General features: G+C 61.7%; 14 protein-coding genes. 11 read left to right on the top strand and 3 right to left on the bottom strand.

Features of this window, described 5'->3' with window-relative positions; genetic code table 11:
• Positions 1 to 1,767 (bottom strand): SLC13 family permease, encoded by a 1,767-nt coding sequence (locus K6N12_RS00115; protein WP_183778223.1) that lies wholly within the window; start codon positions 1,765 to 1,767, stop codon positions 1 to 3.
• A gap of 192 nt (positions 1,768 to 1,959) precedes the next feature.
• On the opposite strand from K6N12_RS00115, the gene ligD reads away from it, so the two are divergent.
• The 8 genes from ligD to K6N12_RS00155 all read left to right on the top strand — a co-directional run bounded on the left by ligD (position 1,960) and on the right by K6N12_RS00155 (position 12,029).
• Complete coding sequence (gene ligD / locus K6N12_RS00120) at positions 1,960 to 4,602, top strand: DNA ligase D (RefSeq protein ID WP_222148539.1); 2,643 nt, start codon at positions 1,960 to 1,962, stop codon at positions 4,600 to 4,602.
• Between the two features lie 195 nt (positions 4,603 to 4,797).
• Positions 4,798 to 5,523, top strand: coding sequence for a FadR/GntR family transcriptional regulator (locus tag K6N12_RS00125; RefSeq protein ID WP_183778219.1), 726 nt, complete (start codon positions 4,798 to 4,800; stop codon positions 5,521 to 5,523).
• Between the two features lie 49 nt (positions 5,524 to 5,572).
• A complete protein-coding gene (gene denD / locus K6N12_RS00130; RefSeq protein WP_222148540.1) occupies positions 5,573 to 6,562 on the top strand; it encodes a D-erythronate dehydrogenase in 990 nt (329 codons plus the stop codon).
• 147 nt (positions 6,563 to 6,709) lie between these two features.
• Positions 6,710 to 7,777 carry an ABC transporter ATP-binding protein gene (locus tag K6N12_RS00135; RefSeq protein ID WP_183778215.1) on the top strand — a complete coding sequence of 356 codons (1,068 nt, stop codon included), beginning with the start codon at positions 6,710 to 6,712 and terminating at the stop codon, positions 7,775 to 7,777.
• A gap of 157 nt (positions 7,778 to 7,934) precedes the next feature.
• A complete protein-coding gene (locus tag K6N12_RS00140; protein WP_183778213.1) occupies positions 7,935 to 9,239 on the top strand; it encodes an ABC transporter substrate-binding protein in 1,305 nt (434 codons plus the stop codon).
• A 143-nt stretch (positions 9,240 to 9,382) separates the two neighbouring features.
• Entirely contained in the window at positions 9,383 to 10,315 is a 933-nt protein-coding gene (locus K6N12_RS00145) for a carbohydrate ABC transporter permease (RefSeq protein WP_097629031.1), read from the top strand.
• 10 nt (positions 10,316 to 10,325) lie between these two features.
• Entirely contained in the window at positions 10,326 to 11,225 is a 900-nt protein-coding gene (locus K6N12_RS00150; protein WP_183778209.1) for a carbohydrate ABC transporter permease, read from the top strand.
• Between the two features lie 123 nt (positions 11,226 to 11,348).
• Positions 11,349 to 12,029, top strand: a complete 681-nt coding sequence (locus K6N12_RS00155; RefSeq protein WP_183778207.1) for a redoxin domain-containing protein — start codon at positions 11,349 to 11,351, stop codon at positions 12,027 to 12,029.
• 36 nt (positions 12,030 to 12,065) lie between these two features.
• Here K6N12_RS00155 and K6N12_RS00160 read toward each other — a convergent pair whose 3' ends face one another.
• Positions 12,066 to 12,659, bottom strand: coding sequence for a TetR/AcrR family transcriptional regulator (locus tag K6N12_RS00160; protein WP_183778205.1), 594 nt, complete (start codon positions 12,657 to 12,659; stop codon positions 12,066 to 12,068).
• A 157-nt stretch (positions 12,660 to 12,816) separates the two neighbouring features.
• On the opposite strand from K6N12_RS00160, the gene K6N12_RS00165 reads away from it, so the two are divergent.
• The 3 genes from K6N12_RS00165 to K6N12_RS00175 all read left to right on the top strand — a co-directional run bounded on the left by K6N12_RS00165 (position 12,817) and on the right by K6N12_RS00175 (position 14,462).
• Positions 12,817 to 13,215: a RidA family protein gene (locus K6N12_RS00165; protein WP_179612893.1), complete on the top strand. Its 399-nt coding sequence runs from the start codon at positions 12,817 to 12,819 to the stop codon at positions 13,213 to 13,215.
• A 327-nt stretch (positions 13,216 to 13,542) separates the two neighbouring features.
• Positions 13,543 to 14,007 carry an NUDIX hydrolase gene (locus K6N12_RS00170; protein WP_183778203.1) on the top strand — a complete coding sequence of 155 codons (465 nt, stop codon included), beginning with the start codon at positions 13,543 to 13,545 and terminating at the stop codon, positions 14,005 to 14,007.
• A gap of 173 nt (positions 14,008 to 14,180) precedes the next feature.
• On the top strand, positions 14,181 to 14,462 hold the full coding sequence (locus K6N12_RS00175) for a hypothetical protein (protein ID WP_054184529.1): 282 nt from the start codon (positions 14,181 to 14,183) through the stop codon (positions 14,460 to 14,462).
• A 42-nt stretch (positions 14,463 to 14,504) separates the two neighbouring features.
• On the opposite strand, the gene K6N12_RS00180 is transcribed toward K6N12_RS00175, so the two are convergent.
• Positions 14,505 to 16,550, bottom strand: a complete 2,046-nt coding sequence (locus K6N12_RS00180; protein WP_222148541.1) for an SPFH domain-containing protein — start codon at positions 16,548 to 16,550, stop codon at positions 14,505 to 14,507.
• Positions 16,551 to 16,736 lie beyond the last annotated feature (186 nt).

Consider the following 16,736-nt stretch of genomic DNA (forward strand, 5'->3'; position numbering starts at 1 on the left):
TCAAATCGGCCAGACGGCCAGCAGGGCAGGCACGCTGACGAGCACGACGATGAGCGAGAGTGGCAGGCCCAATCGCGCATAGTCGCCAAATCGATATCCGCCCGGCGCCATGACCAGCGTGTTGCACTGGTGGCCGATCGGCGTGAGGAAATCACAGCCGGCGCCGATTGCCACCGCCATCAGAAAGGCATCGGGCCGGTAGCCAAGCTTGGCGGCAAAGGTCGCGGCAATCGGCGCCATGACCAAAACGGTCGCGGCATTGTTCAAAAACGGCGTCACGGCCATGGCCGCAACCAGGATCAATGCCAGAGCGCCGAACGGCGGCAGCATCTCGGCGGTGCGCGACAGGAGGTCGGCGATGATGTCGGTCGTTCCGGTGGTTCGGAGCGAATCGCTGATCGGGATGAGGGCGGCCAGCATGATCAGAATGGGCGCATCGAGATGATGATAGACTTCGCGCAAGGGAATGGACCCGGTCATCACCATCAGAAAGGCGGCGGCGAAAAATGCCGTCGCCACGGGAATGCCGCCGAAGGCCGTCGCCGCCATCGTCGCCAGCAGGATCATGACGGGGATCATGCCGTTGCGCGCGTTGCCGAGCTTCAGATCCCGTTCGACCAGCGGCAGGCAGCCCCATTCACGCAGGAGATCCGGCAGCTTCTGCAAGTCGCCCTGCAGCACCACAACGTCGCCGTTGCGGATCTTGATCTCGCCCAGACGCTCGGTGAAGCGCCTGTCCCGGCGGCTGACGGCAAGAAGATTGAGGCCGGTATTGTGGAAGAGGGAGACGTCCTTTGCGCTGACGCCTATCAGGCGGGAATGTTCGCCGACGATGGCTTCGACGGAACTGATATCCTGGCGCATCTCGGACTCATGTTTACGATCGGACAGTTGAAGCTTGGCTTCACTGACGATCTTGTCGAGGGCGCTTTGCTCGCCCTCGATGATAAGAAGGTCGCCATCCTTGAGCACGGTGTCGGGAAGAGGCGTTCGTCTTTGGCCGCTGCCGCCGATAATCGCGGTCACCATCGCATCGCCGCCGGCCGGCTTCTGCAGCCAGCTGACGGACCGGCCAATCGCCCCCGACGGCGTTATGACCTTCGCCTCGGTCGTGTAGTTCTTGATCGCCACCGCCTCGTCCATCGACGTTTCCACCCGCGATCTTTCAGGAAGCAGCTTGTAGAACAGCCCTAGAAAGACAATGCCGGCGACCGACAGCGCCAGGCCGACAGGCGTATAGTCGAACATCGTGAACGGCTGCCCGGTAATCTCCTCGCGCACCCGGGAAACGATGATATTCGGCGATGTGCCGATCTGAGTCATAAGCCCTCCGAGCAGCGAGGCGAAAGACATCGGCATCAGGAACATCGACGGTGATACGCGTGATTTCCGGGCCATCTGCACGGCAACCGGGATCATGATTGCCAGTGCACCGATATTTTTGACGAAAGCCGACAGGGCCGCGACGATGGCAACCAAGATGATCAGTTGCATCCGCGGCCCGCGTCTTTCGGGAGAAAATCGGCGCAGCGCCAGATCCATGATCCCGGATCGCGATATCGCCGCACTGACGATCAGCGCACTGCCGACGATGATGACAATGTCATCTGAAAAACCGGAAAAGGCGATTTTGGCAGGGACGATGCCGGCAATGACGGCAACGAGAAGCGAACTCACGGCGACGACGTCGTATCGGTAACGCCCCCACACAAAGGCGCCCATCATGAGCGCGATGATGAGAAGAGAGAGCCATTGGTCAACGCGCATGTTTGCATCCCGGTGGTAGGAATTAACGTTTGAAGCAGGAGAACGATACGACACGATGGCGATTTTTTTCATCGCCTCCGGTCGCCGGCAAATCGGATGGGCTGACAAGCCCGCCCTCCATTGAGACCATCATGGAACTCTATGCCGCCAGCCGGCATTTCGTGCTTTGGGGATGCTGATTCGGAAACGACCATGGCCAGTGACAACCTCTCGACATACCGATCGAAGCGCGACTTTAAAAAAACAGCGGAGCCGAGCGGCGAGAAGCAGATCGCGCGCAGCAATCGCCGTCGCTTCATCATCCAGAAACATGACGCCACTCGGCTGCATTACGACCTGCGACTGGAACTCGACGGCGTCTTCAAATCCTGGGCTGTCACCAAAGGCCCATCGCTCGATCCGCACGACAAGCGGCTGGCCGTCGAGGTCGAAGATCACCCGCTCGATTATGGCGACTTCGAAGGCACGATCCCGAAAGGCCAATATGGCGGCGGTACGGTGATGCTGTGGGACCGCGGCTATTGGGAGCCCGAGGGAAAGAAGAGCCCGCAGCAGGCGCTCGCCAAGGGCGACTTCAAGTTCATCCTGAAAGGCGAAAGGCTGCACGGCAGTTTCGTTCTGGTGCGCATGCGCAACGATCGCGATGGCGGCAAGCGAACCAACTGGCTGCTGATCAAGCACCACGACGCATTCTCGGTCGAGGAGGACGGCGCAGCGGTCCTGGAGGAAAACGACACCTCCGTCGCCTCCGGCCGGACGATGGACGCAATCGCCGCCGGCAAGGGCCGCAAGCCAAAGCCGTTCATGCTCAAGGGCGGCGATCTCAAGGCGGACGCGGTCTGGGACAGCAATCACGGGCTGGCCGCCGAAGAGAGGAAAGAGGAGGGCCGAGTCGGCAAGACGCCGAAAACGGTGGCAAGGATCGATCTCCCGGACTTCATTGCGCCGCAGCTTTGCCAGACCCTGGAGCGTCCGCCGCCCGGCGAGGGCTGGATTCACGAGATCAAGTTCGACGGCTACCGTATCCAGATGCGCATACTCGAGGGCGAGGTGACGCTGAAGACCCGCAAAGGGCTCGACTGGACCGGCAAATATCCAGAGATCGCCGAAGCGGCATCGGCGCTGCCCGACGCCATCATCGACGGCGAGATCTGCGCTCTCGACGACCATGGCGTACCGGATTTCGCAGCCCTGCAGGCCGCCATTTCGGAAGGCAGGACAGGCGATCTCGTCTATTTCGCCTTCGATCTTCTCTACGACGGCGGCGAGGACCTGCGATCTCTGCCTGTGGTCGAGCGCAAGGCGCGGCTTCAGAGCCCTCTTGCGGATGCCGGCAATGACCCTCGGATCCGTTTCGTCGAGCATTTTGAGACCGGCGGCGATGCGGTCCTGCGCTCCGCCTGCAAGCTATCGCTGGAAGGCATCGTCTCCAAACAAGGCGATGCACCCTATCAATCCGGCCGCACCGACAGCTGGGCGAAGTCGAAATGCCGCGCCGGGCACGAAGTGGTGATCGGCGCCTATGCCAAGACCAACGGCAAATTCCGATCGCTGCTGGTCGGCGTCTACCGCGGCGACCACTTCGTCTATGTCGGCCGCGTCGGCACGGGATATGGCGCCAGGAAAGTTGAAACGCTGCTGCCGAAGCTGCAGGCGCTCGAGGCGGCGAAGTCGCCCTTCACCGGCATCGGCGCGCCGAAGAAGGAGGCCGATGTCACCTGGCTGAAGCCCAAGCTCGTGGCGGAAATCGAGTTCGCAGGCTGGACCGCCGACGGCATCGTCCGCCAGGCCGCCTTCAAGGGCCTGCGGGAGGACAAGCCGGCCAAGGAGGTCAAGGCCGAACGGCCGGCCAAGCCAGCAGAAACCGACGTGCCGGAGCCGGCGGCTGAGAAGGCCAAGGCCGCCCGCCGAAAGGGCGCCAAAGCCGAGGTCATGGGCGTGATGATCTCCAATCCGGACAAGCCGCTGTGGCCGGATGCCAATGACCGCAAACCGGTGACCAAAGAGGATCTGGCCCGCTATTATGAAGCCGTCGGCGGCTGGATGATCGCGCATATCGAGGGACGCCCCTGTTCGATCATCCGTGCGCCCGATGGGCTCGGCGGCGAGCAGTTCTTCCAGCGCCATGCGATGCCCGGCACCTCGAACCTGCTCGAACTGGTCAAGGTCTTCGGCGACAAAAAGCCCTATCTGCAGATCGACCGGGTCGAAGGCCTGGCCGCCGTGGCGCAGGTCGGCGCTGTCGAGCTGCACCCCTGGAATTGCCAACCGCATAAGCCGGAGGTGCCGGGCCGGCTGGTGTTCGATCTCGACCCTGGCCCCGACGTACCGTTCTCGACAGTCGTTTCCGCCGCCCGCGAGATGCACGACCGTCTCGACGCGCTCGGTCTCATCAGTTTCTGCAAGACCACCGGCGGCAAGGGCCTGCACGTCGTCACGCCGCTTGCGCTCAACAAACGCAAGCCGCTTTCCTGGGCGCAGGCGAAAAGCTTCGCGCACGACGTCTGCCAGCAGATGGCGCGTGACAATCCCGATCTCTATCTGATCAAGATGACCAAGAGCCTGAGAAACGGCCGCATCTTCCTCGACTATCTCCGCAATGACCGGATGGCGACGGCGGTGGCACCCTTGTCGCCTCGTGCGCGACCCGGCGCCACCGTCTCGATGCCGCTGAGCTGGAGCCAGGTCAAAGCGGATCTCGACCCGAAACGCTTCACCATCCGCACGGTGCCGGTCCTGCTGTCGAAATCATCGGCCTGGGAAGATTATAGCGACGGCCAGCGCCCGCTGGAGCAGGCGATCAAACGCCTGGGCAAAGTCTCCGACGCGGCCTGAGCGCGAACAACAGTCCGCCCGTGGCGGGCTGTTTTGCCGGAATGAATTTTCTCCGCGTGCCGATCTTGCCCTCCAGAAAACGGCTCCAAATTACAGCGGAGTGGATCGCCGACATCAAGCGTTTGACAATCCTCTTCCCCTGCGGTCTACTGGCCCACTTACCGGACCAGTAGACCTCAGGGGGAGGGCATGGCGATGGATGTGCGAGCCATTCTCGAAGAGGTTGCGACGCTGGGCGGCGCTCCGAAGAAGTCGATGAAGGACTTCGTCGTGCAGAAGATTGCGACCTTCATCGCCACCGGCATCCTCAAAATAGGCGATCCGCTGCCCAGCGAACGTGAACTGGCTGGCGCGCTTTCGGTCAGCCGCGAGACCGTCCGCGGTGCGATTCTCATCCTCTCCACGCATGGAATTCTCTCGGTTGCGCAGGGAACGCGCACGGTGGTGGCATCGGAAGATGTCGGCGAATTGGCTGTCCAGGCGGCGCGCTATCGCGACATTGCGGCCTATAGTCTCGACAATGTTCATGAGGCGCGGCTGCTGATCGAAGCGCAGGTCGTCAGGGCCGCCGCGGTCAAGATGGAAGCGTCGACACTTGATTATCTCCGCAAGTCGATCGCCGCACAGGAAGCCGCCTGTGACGATCCCGTCCGGTTTTTGATTTGCGACCGCGAATTTCACACCGCCATCTACCGGTCCAGCGGCAATGCGGTGCTGGCCGACATCGCCGCCGATCTTTACTCCTATCTTCTCAGCCACCGCAGGCGCGTCGTATCGCAGCCCGGCACGATCGCCACCAGCATCGCCGATCACCGGCTGATCCTCGCCGGCCTGGAGACGCGAGATCCAGACGCCGCATGTGCGGCCTTCGCGATCCATGAAACCCGCATTTATACGACAACCAAGCTGCTCCTAGCGTAGTTCGCAGGCAAAGAGCGCAGAGACGAGACATCGAAGACAGGGGAATAGAATGCATATTCTCATTATCGGGGCAGGAGGAATGATCGGCCGGAAGCTCGCCGCCAGCTTGGCGCGCAGCGGTTCCCTCGGCGCTCGAACGATCACGCGCATGACGCTTGTGGATATCGCGCCGCCGCCGGTGCCGGCGAGCAACGTTGCCTCGGTCGAAGCGCTGGCTGCCGACATATCCGAAGGCGATGCTGCGCAAGCCCTGGCGGCTCGCCGGGCCGACGTAATCTTCCATCTCGCCGCGATCGTTTCCGGCGAGGCCGAGCGCAATTTCGAACTGGGCTACCGAGTCAATCTCGATGGCACGCGATTGCTGTTGGAGGCGATCCGCCATGAGGGAAGCCGGCAAGCCTATGTTCCCCGGCTCGTCTTCTCCTCGTCGATCGCGGTCTACGGCGCGCCGTTTCCCGATCCGATCCCCGACGATTACATCCAGGCGCCGCTCACGAGCTATGGCGTGCAGAAGGCGATATCCGAGCTTCTGCTGTCCGACTATTCGCGCCGCGGCTTCATCGACGGCGTCGGAATTCGACTGCCGACCATCGTGATCCGGCCGGGTGCACCGAATGCTGCCGCGTCCGGCTTCTTTTCCGGAATCCTGCGGGAGCCGCTGGCCGGCCAGCGGGCGGTCCTCCCCGTGGAGGAAACGGTCAAGCACTGGCTGGCAAGCCCGCGTTCCGCCGTCAAATTTCTGATTCACGCCGCGACGCTCGACACATCGTCGCTGGGTGCGCGGCGCACACTGACCATGCCGGGGGTTGCCGCCACCGTTGCCGACCAGATCGCCGCGTTGCGCCGTGCCGCCGGCGCCGAGGCCGTCGATCTGATCGACCGCCGCCGCGACGAGGTCATCGAAGGCATCGTCGCCGGATGGCCGAAATCCTTTACGCCCGATCGTGCGACGCAACTGGGTTTTTCCGCCGAAACCAGCGTCGACGAGCTGATCGAGGTCTACCTCGCCGAGGACGCTCCGGCGGCGCAAGGAGATTGAGGAGAGGGCGGAGGCCCCCGCGCGGCACCCCCACAGATGCGGGATTGCGGTGGCTGACGGACTTGGGAGAGATGGCAGCCGCCGGCAAGACAGAGTGAGATACGAATATTTAAAGCATGTAGCGCTCGATTTCTGGGAGGAGTGAGTATGGCAGGCGTTCAATTCGCGGATGTGCGGAAATCCTTCGGTGTGCATCCTGTCATCAAGGGGGTGGACATCGACATTGCCGATGGGGAATTCGTCATCTTGGTCGGCCCCTCGGGCTGCGGCAAGTCGACCCTTCTGCGGATGCTGGCGGGGCTCGAGAATATTTCCGGCGGCGAGATCAAGATCGGCGGGCGCGTGGTCAACACGCTGCCGCCGAAGGACCGCGACATCGCCATGGTCTTTCAGAACTACGCGCTCTATCCGCATATGACGGTGGAGCAGAACATGGGCTTCTCGTTGATGCTCAACAAGGCGCCGAAGGCGGAAGCCGAGAAGCGGGTGAAATATGCCGCCGGCATCCTCGGCCTCGACAAATTGCTCGACCGCTATCCCCGCCAGCTTTCCGGCGGCCAGCGCCAGCGTGTCGCCATGGGCCGGGCGATCGTGCGCGATCCGGAGGTCTTCCTGTTCGACGAACCGCTGTCCAACCTCGATGCCAAGCTGCGCGTCGCCATGCGCGCCGAGATCAAGGAGCTGCACCAGCGGCTGAAAACCACCACGGTTTACGTCACCCACGACCAGATCGAGGCGATGACCATGGCCGACAAGATCGTCGTCATGCATGACGGCATCGTCGAGCAGATCGGTTCGCCGCTCGAGCTCTACGACAAGCCCGCCAATCTCTTCGTCGGCGGCTTCATCGGCTCGCCGGCGATGAACATGATCAAGGGCAGGCTCGACCCGGAAGACGCCCGGCAGTTCGTCGCCGCCAACGGCACGCGGCTGCCAGTCGCCAATCCGCCGGCAAGTGCGGTGGGCCGTGAACTCGTCTATGGGCTGCGCCCCGAATATATCTCGCTCGATCCGAACGGTGTGCCGGCCGAGATCGTGGTGATCGAACCCACTGGCTATGAGACCCATCTGACCGTTCGCCTCGGCGGCAGCGATGTCAGCTGCGTATTCCGGGAGCGCGTCAATGCTCGCCCGGGCGAGGCGATCCGCGTCGCGATCGACGCTTCGCACGTCCATCTCTTCGATGCCGATGGCGGACAGAGATTGACCGACTGATGCCATCCGGCAGCGCGGGAGGGGAGGAGCCTTCCCCGCCGCCGGAGCGCAAGCATTCCGTGGGCGCTTCCGCTCCGGGGATGCCAGGCCGCCGTCCACCCAAGCGGGAGGTGGACGCCGGAGAATTGCTTCCGCTGTTTCAATGAGGAGGAATCTCATGACGATCAAGAGACGTGAATTTCTTGCGGCATCGGCAGCCGTTGCCGGCGCTGCCGGCTTCGGCATCAAGCCATCCTTTGCGCAGGCCGAACCGACCTACACGCCGGAAAGCGGCGCAAGCCTGCGGCTGCTGCGCTGGACGCCTTTCGTCAAGGGCGATGAGGAGGCCTGGATCGCCAACACCAAGAAATTCACCGAAGCGACCGGCGTCGAAGTGCGCATCGACAAGGAAAGCTGGGAAGACATCCGCCCGAAGGCTGCGGTTGCCGCCAATGTCGGCTCCGGCCCGGATCTCATCATGTGCTGGTTCGACGATGCCCACCAATATCCGGACAAGCTGGTCGATCTCACCGAGCTCGGCAATTATCTCGGCAACAAGTATGAGGGCTGGTACGACGGCGTAAAGGGATATGCGACGCGCGGCGACACCTTCATCGCCATGCCGCTGACGGCAATCGGCAACGCCGTCGTCTATCGCGACAGCCATGTGAAGGCCGCCGGTTTCGCTGAATTCCCGAATGACACCGCAGGGTTCCTCGAGCTTTGCAAGGCGATGAAGGCAAAGGGCACGCCGGCCGGCTTCCCGCACGGCAAGGCGGTCGGCGACGGCAACAACTACGCCCATTGGCTGCTCTGGAGCCATAACGGCATGATGGTCGATGAAAGCGGCAAGGTGACGATCAACAGCCCGGAGACGCTCGCTTCGATCAACTATGCAAAGGAGCTCTACGCGACCTTCATTCCGGGCACTGAAAGCTGGCAGGACGTCAACAACAACCGCGCCTTCCTCGCAGGCCAGGTCTCGCTGATCGCCAACGGCGTCTCGGTCTATTACACCGCCAAGAACGATCCGAAGCTCGCCGAGATCGCCAAGGACATCCGCACGACGAACTTCCCGATCGGCCCCGTCGGCAAGAGTGTCGAGCTTTGCCAGACGAGCTCGCTGCTTCTGTTCAAGCACACAAAATATCCTGAGGCGGCCAAGGCCTATATCAAGTTCATGATGGAAGCCGACCAGATGAACGCCTGGATCCAGGGATCCAGCGCCTATTGCTGCCAGCCGCTCAAGGCCTTCGCCAAGAATCCCATCTGGACGGCCGATCCGGTCCACGCGCCCTATGCGCGCGCTTCGGAGAAGCTGCGCCCGAACGGCTATGCCGGCCCGCTCGGCTACGCCTCGGCGGCAACCATGGCCGACTATGTTCTGGTCGACATGTATGCCGCCGCCGTTACCGGCCAGATGTCGCCGGAAGATGCGATGAAGGAAGCCGAACGCCGGGCCAACCGCTACTATCGCGTCTGAGCCCCGCTTAATGCATGTCGCCCGGAAGTGGGTAGCGGTTCCGGGACAACGACATGCATGGAAACAAAAAAGGACGCGGCGTGCCGGCCTTTCGGCATGCCGCAAGCTCCTCCGGGAGTCCAAACGCGATCTGGAGATAAGCAATGTCGATGGCAAATTCGGGGAATAGGCGTGGGCCGGTCTCTTCGCTCCTGCAGAACAACAATGTGCTCGGCTTCCTGTTCATGCTGCCGGCGGCGGTCTTCCTGGTCTGCTTTCTCACCTATCCGCTGGGGCTCGGCGTCTGGCTCGGCTTCACCGATACCCGGATCGGCCGCGACGGCATCTTCATTGGGCTGGAGAACTACCAGTTCCTGATGGATGATTCCGTCTTCTGGCTGTCTGTGTTCAACACCATTCTCTATACCTCCGTCGCCTCGGTGCTGAAATTCGCGCTCGGCCTCTGGCTGGCGATGCTGCTCAACCAGCATCTGCCCTACAAATCCTTCTTCCGGGCCATCGTGTTGCTTCCCTGGGTGGTGCCGACCGTGCTTTCGGCGCTGGCCTTCTGGTGGATCTACGATTCCCAGTTTTCGATCATCTCCTGGTCGCTGATGAAACTGGGGCTGATCAGCGGGCCGATCAATTTCCTCGGCGATCCAATCAATGCCCGCATATCCGTCATCGTCGCCAATGTCTGGCGCGGCATTCCCTTCGTGGCGATCTCGCTGCTTGCGGGGCTGCAGACGATCCCGGCCTCGCTGCAGGAGGCAGCCTCGCTCGATGGCGCCACGAGCTGGCAGCGTTTCCGCTATGTGACGCTGCCGATGCTGACGCCGATCATCGCCGTCGTGATGACCTTCTCGGTGCTTTTCACCTTTACCGATTTCCAGCTCATCTACGTGCTGACCAAGGGCGGCCCCGTCAATGCCACGCATCTGATGGCGACGCTCTCCTTCCAGCGCGGCATTCCCGGCGGCCAGCTCGGCGAGGGTGCGGCGATCGCGGTCGCCATGGTGCCCTTTCTGCTCGGCGCGATCATGTTCAGCTTCTTCGGCCTGCAGCGGCGCAAGTGGCAGCAGGGCGGCCAAGATTAGGAGAATGACGATGTCGACACATTCCAACACCGCCGATCAGATCGTGACCGACAATGCCGAAGGCATGAGCTATCTGAACCGCCTGCCGCGGCGGATCGTGATGCTCTATTTGCCGATGGCCGTCTTCGTCTTCGTGCTGCTCTTCCCGTTCTACTGGATGGCGATCACCGCGGTGAAACCCAACGAGCAGCTGACCGACTATACCAATTACAGCCCGTTCTGGGTGGTCGGGCCGACCATTGCACACATCAAATATCTGTTCCTCGAGACATCCTATCCGGGCTGGCTGTGGAACACGATGCTGGTGGCGGTCTGCTCCACCTTCCTCTCGCTGGTGGCTTCGGTCTTGGGCGCCTATGCCATCGAGCGCGTCCGCTTCACCGGCTCGCGCTCGGTCGGCCTGGTGATCTTTCTCGCCTATCTCGTGCCGCCGTCGATCCTCTTCATCCCGCTTGCCTTCATCGTCTTCAAGCTCGGGATCTACGACTCGCGGCTGGCGCTGATCTTCACCTACCCGACCTTCCTCATTCCCTTCTGCACCTGGCTGCTGATGGGTTATTTCCGCTCGATCCCGTTCGAGCTGGAGGAAAGCGCGCTGGTGGATGGGGCCAACAGATGGCAGATCCTCACCAAGATCATCCTGCCGCTCGCCGTGCCGGGGCTGATTTCGGCCGGGATCTTCGCCTTCACGCTCTCTTGGAACGAATTCATCTATGCCCTTACTTTCATTCAGTCATCGGAGAATAAAACCATTCCCGTCGGCGTGCTCACCGAGCTGGTGCGCGGCGATGTCTTCGAATGGGGGGCACTGATGGCGGGCGCCCTGTTCGGCTCGCTGCCGGTGGTCATCCTCTACTCGTTCTTCGTCGACTATTACGTGTCGTCGATGACCGGGGCGGTGAAGGAGTGACAGCCGCAAATGGCATGCCGAACCGCGTTCAGCGTCTCGACATCGAGCACTGGGCCTTCTTGCGACACGTGGTATAGTTAAATTTCGGTCGTCCTCCGGACGATACGATAAAGGAATTATTCCATGGGAGACCAGAAACGCCCGCTGCAACCTGGAGAAGCCGCGCCCGGATTCGCACTGGCCACGGCCAACTTCGATGGAACCGTCTCTTTCGCCGATTTGAGCGGTCGCCCATTCCTGATCGGCTTCTTTCGCGGGCTGTACTGCCCATTCTGCCGGCGGCAGCTGGAACAGCTTGCGGCGGTACAGCCAACCCTGCGCGCCGCCGGGGTGGAGACCGTGGCTGTTATTAACACGCCGGCGGAACGTGCCCGTCTATATTTCCGCCACCGGCCGACGCCGATAACGCTTCTATGTGACCCGGATTGCCGCACGCACCGGGCCTACGGTGTGCCGCATGCCGAGTTCCTACCCGATGGGAGTCGCGAGCAGCCCGAATGGCCCTATAGAACAACGATGGCGCAGTTCCAGACGGCACGCATCAACCCCACCGGCGAACTGCCGGAACCGCTGCACCCGATGGAAGCCAACACGATACTCAACGCCAAGGACGGCTTCGAGCTTGTCGAAGCCGATCGTGCGATCTTCGCTGACCATGCGACCCAGCTCGTCGGGCACTTCCTGGTGAATGCGAACGGCACTATCGGCTGGGCACGGATCGAGGCACTCGACGGACCAAACAGCCTCTCCGTCTTCCCGACCGGGGCAGAGATCATCGCCGCCGCCGGCAGCCTTGGACGCTGACCTGCAGCGAATTCTGCCGCCAGCGCTGCTAGCGGATCACAGAGGCTCCAAAAGCAGACCTGCCGCCAAGGCATGAAAGGCCTCGACCGCCTTTGGCAGCACGCTCTGCGGATTTTCGCTGGCGGCGATCCAGAGTGCCGCATTAAGCGCTGCGCCGCTCAGCAATCGGGCCGTCGCCTCCGCGTCAAGCGGCTTCAGGACGCCTTGTGCGATCAGGCGCTCGACGGTGCTCTTGGTCACCTGCAGACAGGTGTTCTGGCTCGGCCATTGCGAGGGATCGCCAAGAACCGCAGGCCCGTCGAGCAGAACGATGCGTTGGACTTCCGGATTGAGCGCCATCTCGATATAGGCCGCACCCTCGGCGAGCAGGCCCTGCCAATCGTTGCCCACCCCAGCCCCGATCGCGTTAGCGCGGGCCGCCATCTCAGTGTCGATCTGCTCAACAACCGCTGCCAACAGCCCGCGCTTGTCGCCGAAATTGTGGTAAAGCGCCCCCCGTGTCAGACCGGCGTCCGCCGTCAGCTCGTCCATCGATGCTGCGGTATACCCCTTTTCCGCGAAAGCCTTTCGTGCAGCCGCGATCAACTTGCCACGGTTTTCCTGCATCGTTTCGCTACGTGTCCTCGCCATCCAGCCCTCTTGCATTCACATACGTCGCGTATACCAGATTGACATACGCCACGTATGTAGAATATTACACATACGTACCGTATATCAAATATTGCGCAAGCCTGTGAAGCGCCACGCCGCGCTGATCGGTCGTTGCCAACGATAAAGAGAGATGAGGATGACGCAACGCGAAGCAATCTTTCCGGCCGACAGGCACGCCCTTTACGAGGAGCACGGCTATTCCGCCGCGATCCGATCCGGCGATCTGCTGTTTGTCTCCGGACAGGTCGGCAGCCGTCCGGATGGAACAGCCGAGCCCGACTTCGAACGCCAAGTCCGGCTGGCCTTTGAAAACTTGCAGGCGACGCTCAGCGCAGCCGGCTGCACGATCGACGATATCGTCGATGTCACCACCTTCCACACCGACCCTGAAAATCAGTTCGCAACCATCATGGCCGTCAAGCAGCAGATTTTCAGCAAGCCACCTTACCCGAATTGGACTGCACTCGGCGTCAACTGGCTCGCCGGCTTCGACTTCGAGATAAAGGTTATCGCCCGCATTCCGGCAAGCAAATGACAGCGCCACACCCGGCGGCACGGGAAACGCCCTCAAGGTGAAAACATGCAACTTGCGCCGCCGGTCGTGTCAAGAACTTGCCGAGATCGCTAGCCGCCCCTATCTCATGTCGAACAGACTTGATGGAGCGACGAGATGGTGGAACTTGTGGTTGACACTCTCTTCGATACGACGATCGAGATCATTCCTCCGGAAGACAGAGAAGACCAGCCCGATGGCCGTGCTTGCCTATGCTGCAAACGCCGGTGTCGATGGATGGACGATGACGGCTGCGGTATCTGCGAGGAATGTCTGGCCCCATGATGAACGCGGCAAGGGCGTAGCGCGATGGCAATCCGGAGCGCCGGACTTCTCATCTATCGGCGCGTATCCAACGACCTCGAAGTCCTTCTCGTTCATCCAGGCGGCCCCTTCTGGGCTGGGAAAGACGAGGCTGCCTGGTCGATCCCGAAGGGATTGGTCGAGCCGGATGAGGATGAACTTGCGGCGGCGATGAGGGAGACGGCAGAAGAGCTTGGAGTCGCCATCGACGGCAGAGTGACGCCGCTCGGCGAATATCGGCAGCCTGGCGGCAAGATCGTCGTCGCGTGGTCGATCGAAGCCGATCCGGTATTGGACGTGAACGCAGTACGAAGCTCTGAATTTCAAATGCAATGGCCGCCGAGATCAGGCCAGATGAAGAGCTTTCCGGAGGTTGACCGCGCGGGATGGTTTTCCCTGGCCGAGGCGGGAACGAAGCTGTTGAAAGGGCAGCGACCGATGCTTGCCGACCTTCTGAAGCATCAGGGGTGATCGGCGCGAAATGATTGCTTGAACCGCCCGTTTCGCTGCACGCATGCGTGAAGCGCGCGGCAGCCATGCGTTGCTTCTGCAGACATCCATCTCCATCTGACAGTCACAGCCGCCTCACTCAATCGAGACAACCGGCGCTGCGACCCGTCTTGGGCACGCGCGAGGAGACAATCATGAACGGCATATCGAAAACGCTGAACGACATGACGCTGGTCGAGCGGTCGAGCCTGCTCGACACCGTCGCCGACGCCCTGGAGGCAACCGCCGAGGAGGCCGAAGGGGAGGGCGACGCCCGCTTCGTCGCCAATTCCATCTGTATCGCCAATACCATCCGCGGATTATCCGGGGAGCTTGCACCGCGCGATCTGCGGGCAGCCGAGCTGCTCCTCGAGCAGGGTATCATGCTCGTCCACCAATTCTCCAGCAGGGTGAAACCAGGCGGAATGAAGCATTAACGCAAAGCGCAAATCGGGCCGGCAGAGCCGGCCCGTCCGTCATCACTGCTGCTCGATCGGCGCCGGCACTGCAGCCGGTGACGCCGACCGTCCAAGCCGATCGGCGACCAGCATCGACAGCATCATTTCCACAAGACCATTGGCGGCGCCCTTTTCGCCGCCGGCGCCGCCGACCTGGATCTGCGGCACGAGCGGCAGCCGGCCATTTTCGATCGCCTCGGCAAAGCGCATGAGCACCTGCGAGTGGAGCTGATAGTCCGGCCCACCGAAGGCCGCGACCTTCTTCTCCGTGGCCTCGGCTTCCGCCAGACCGATGGCGCGCACCTTCTGGGCATCGGCAAGACCGGTCGCCTTGATGCGTTCGGCATCGGCAAGCGCCACGGCCTTGATCCGATCGGCCTCACCGAGGCCGGCGAGACGCACTTTCTCGGCCTCTGCCTTGGCGGTGACCTGAATGGTTTCTGCCTGCTGGCGGGTGCGGGCGAGCTGCGCCTTGCCTTCGTTCTCGCTGATCTCGATGGTCAGCGCTGATGTGGTGATCTTGGCCTGCTGTTCGGCGAGCGCCTCCTTCTCGCGCAACGTGCGCTCCTGGATCGCCGCCGCCTCCTGCAATTTATAGGTCTCGACCTTTTCAACGGCGATCTGACGTTCGCGCAGCTGGATCAGGATCTGCTCGATGCTGTTCTGGCCATTGCTGGCCCGCGGCGTGCCGATCAGCACTTCCTGCAGTTCGAGGCTGTAGGAGTTGAACTTCTCGCGCATTTCGTCGCCGGATTTGCGCTGGATTTCGCTGCGCTCCTGCAGCAGTTCGATCAGGGTCTTGGTCTGGGCGATATTCTTGAAATAGGCCGAGACCATCGGATCGAGCGTCTGTTCGACCAGCCGTTTGATATCGCCGAAACGCTGCACGACGAGAGGCGCCTTCATGTAGTCGATATGCACGACGACCGAGAGCGGCAGCACCGGTTCGAACGCATCCTTGGTGATCAGCGACACTTCGGACAGATTTTCGTCCAGCCTGTGCTCGCCGAACTGTTCCTTCGTCCATTTGAGCACGAAGTTGGTGGTCGGCACGATGATGATATTGCCGGCATAGGTGTTGAACGCATATTTGCCCGGCAGGAGCGGCGTCGACCAGACACCGCGTGCGCCGGTCTCGACCAGTTCGCCGTGGCGATAGGACTGGCCTGAGATATCAGCGCTTCGGCGGCCGGTATAGGATACGACCACACCCACCGTGCCGACGTCGATGATCGTCTTCTCCACAAGTTCGACGGTCGCAAAGATTCGGTTGAGGAAATAACTGCCGTCGGCAAGCACTTGCAATTGCCGGCCGCGATAACCGCCGGCATTGAGAAACTTCTCCGGATCCTGGAAGTTGTTGTGGAAGTTCGGATCTTTGGGGTTGTTGGCAACGGTCGGCGCGATGATCTCGCCATCCGGCAGCGCCGGACCGTCATGGATGGTGACGACGCCGATCAGGTCCTCGGCGTCGTGGATGACGACGGGCTCGAAACCGTTCCGCTCACTGATCAGCGTCGACATGTCGGCAAACAGTCCTTGTTCCGACGCGTTCAAGTTGACGGCATAGGTCGATTGTGCGGTCAGCACGATGAACTGCGCCAGATTGATGGCATAGGTGCCTTCGCGCAGGATCTTGCGCTGCGGCCCCTTCTGGCCGCCCTTTGTCAGAAAGCCGCGCACATCCTGAAAATCATCGGCGTCGACATTCGAGGCAAGCGTCTGGGTCGGCGGCAGCGGCTCGCCGTCACGGGCGAAGACATAGCCGATCTGGCCCTGTGGAATGGTCACGAGATTGGCGCGATGCATCGCATACTGGAACGGCATGAAGAAATGCAGGCCACCGCGCACGACTTCTGGCTGGAAGCCGGCCTCGCCATAGAGCGCAATGAAGCCGTTATCGACAGAGCCGCGAAAACTCCAGAGCTTTTCGAGAATGCCGAGCCTGTCGTTGGGGATATAGCGGATCACGCCGCTCCACCGGAACAGGATTGCCAGCACGATGAGCGTGACGGAGATTTCGATCGCCTTCCATCCCATCGGGCTCAGATATTGTAGGGTTTCCATCTTTTTTCTCATATGGGCGCACGGGTTCGTTCCACCCGATGGCCGCCGGTTGGTGTTTGGTTGATAAGACGGGGAGATGGCGCGCCTGCTCGTTCGACGCACTAAAGGTGTATCTAACGCCTGGGCTGCTCATTGTCTGGGAAAAACGACCGCGCGTCCCGAGTCCCCGATGAGGGGCGGCGTGGT

Source organism: Rhizobium redzepovicii (genome assembly GCF_019793435.1).
Taxonomy (GTDB): Bacteria; Pseudomonadota; Alphaproteobacteria; order Rhizobiales; family Rhizobiaceae; genus Rhizobium; species Rhizobium redzepovicii.

What these genes read in the sequence shown, in the direction of transcription:
- K6N12_RS00115 (WP_183778223.1), bottom strand. Translation starts at nt 1,767, where the DNA reads ATGCGCGTTGACCAATGGCTCTCTCTTCTCATCATCGCGCTCATGATG.
- ligD (WP_222148539.1), top strand. Translation starts at nt 1,960, where the DNA reads ATGGCCAGTGACAACCTCTCGACATACCGATCGAAGCGCGACTTTAAA.
- K6N12_RS00125 (WP_183778219.1), top strand. Translation starts at nt 4,798, where the DNA reads ATGGATGTGCGAGCCATTCTCGAAGAGGTTGCGACGCTGGGCGGCGCT.
- denD (WP_222148540.1), top strand. Translation starts at nt 5,573, where the DNA reads ATGCATATTCTCATTATCGGGGCAGGAGGAATGATCGGCCGGAAGCTC.
- K6N12_RS00135 (WP_183778215.1), top strand. Translation starts at nt 6,710, where the DNA reads ATGGCAGGCGTTCAATTCGCGGATGTGCGGAAATCCTTCGGTGTGCAT.
- K6N12_RS00140 (WP_183778213.1), top strand. Translation starts at nt 7,935, where the DNA reads ATGACGATCAAGAGACGTGAATTTCTTGCGGCATCGGCAGCCGTTGCC.
- K6N12_RS00145 (WP_097629031.1), top strand. Translation starts at nt 9,383, where the DNA reads ATGTCGATGGCAAATTCGGGGAATAGGCGTGGGCCGGTCTCTTCGCTC.
- K6N12_RS00150 (WP_183778209.1), top strand. Translation starts at nt 10,326, where the DNA reads ATGTCGACACATTCCAACACCGCCGATCAGATCGTGACCGACAATGCC.
- K6N12_RS00155 (WP_183778207.1), top strand. Translation starts at nt 11,349, where the DNA reads ATGGGAGACCAGAAACGCCCGCTGCAACCTGGAGAAGCCGCGCCCGGA.
- K6N12_RS00160 (WP_183778205.1), bottom strand. Translation starts at nt 12,659, where the DNA reads ATGGCGAGGACACGTAGCGAAACGATGCAGGAAAACCGTGGCAAGTTG.
- K6N12_RS00165 (WP_179612893.1), top strand. Translation starts at nt 12,817, where the DNA reads ATGACGCAACGCGAAGCAATCTTTCCGGCCGACAGGCACGCCCTTTAC.
- K6N12_RS00170 (WP_183778203.1), top strand. Translation starts at nt 13,543, where the DNA reads ATGGCAATCCGGAGCGCCGGACTTCTCATCTATCGGCGCGTATCCAAC.
- K6N12_RS00175 (WP_054184529.1), top strand. Translation starts at nt 14,181, where the DNA reads ATGAACGGCATATCGAAAACGCTGAACGACATGACGCTGGTCGAGCGG.
- K6N12_RS00180 (WP_222148541.1), bottom strand. Translation starts at nt 16,550, where the DNA reads ATGGAAACCCTACAATATCTGAGCCCGATGGGATGGAAGGCGATCGAA.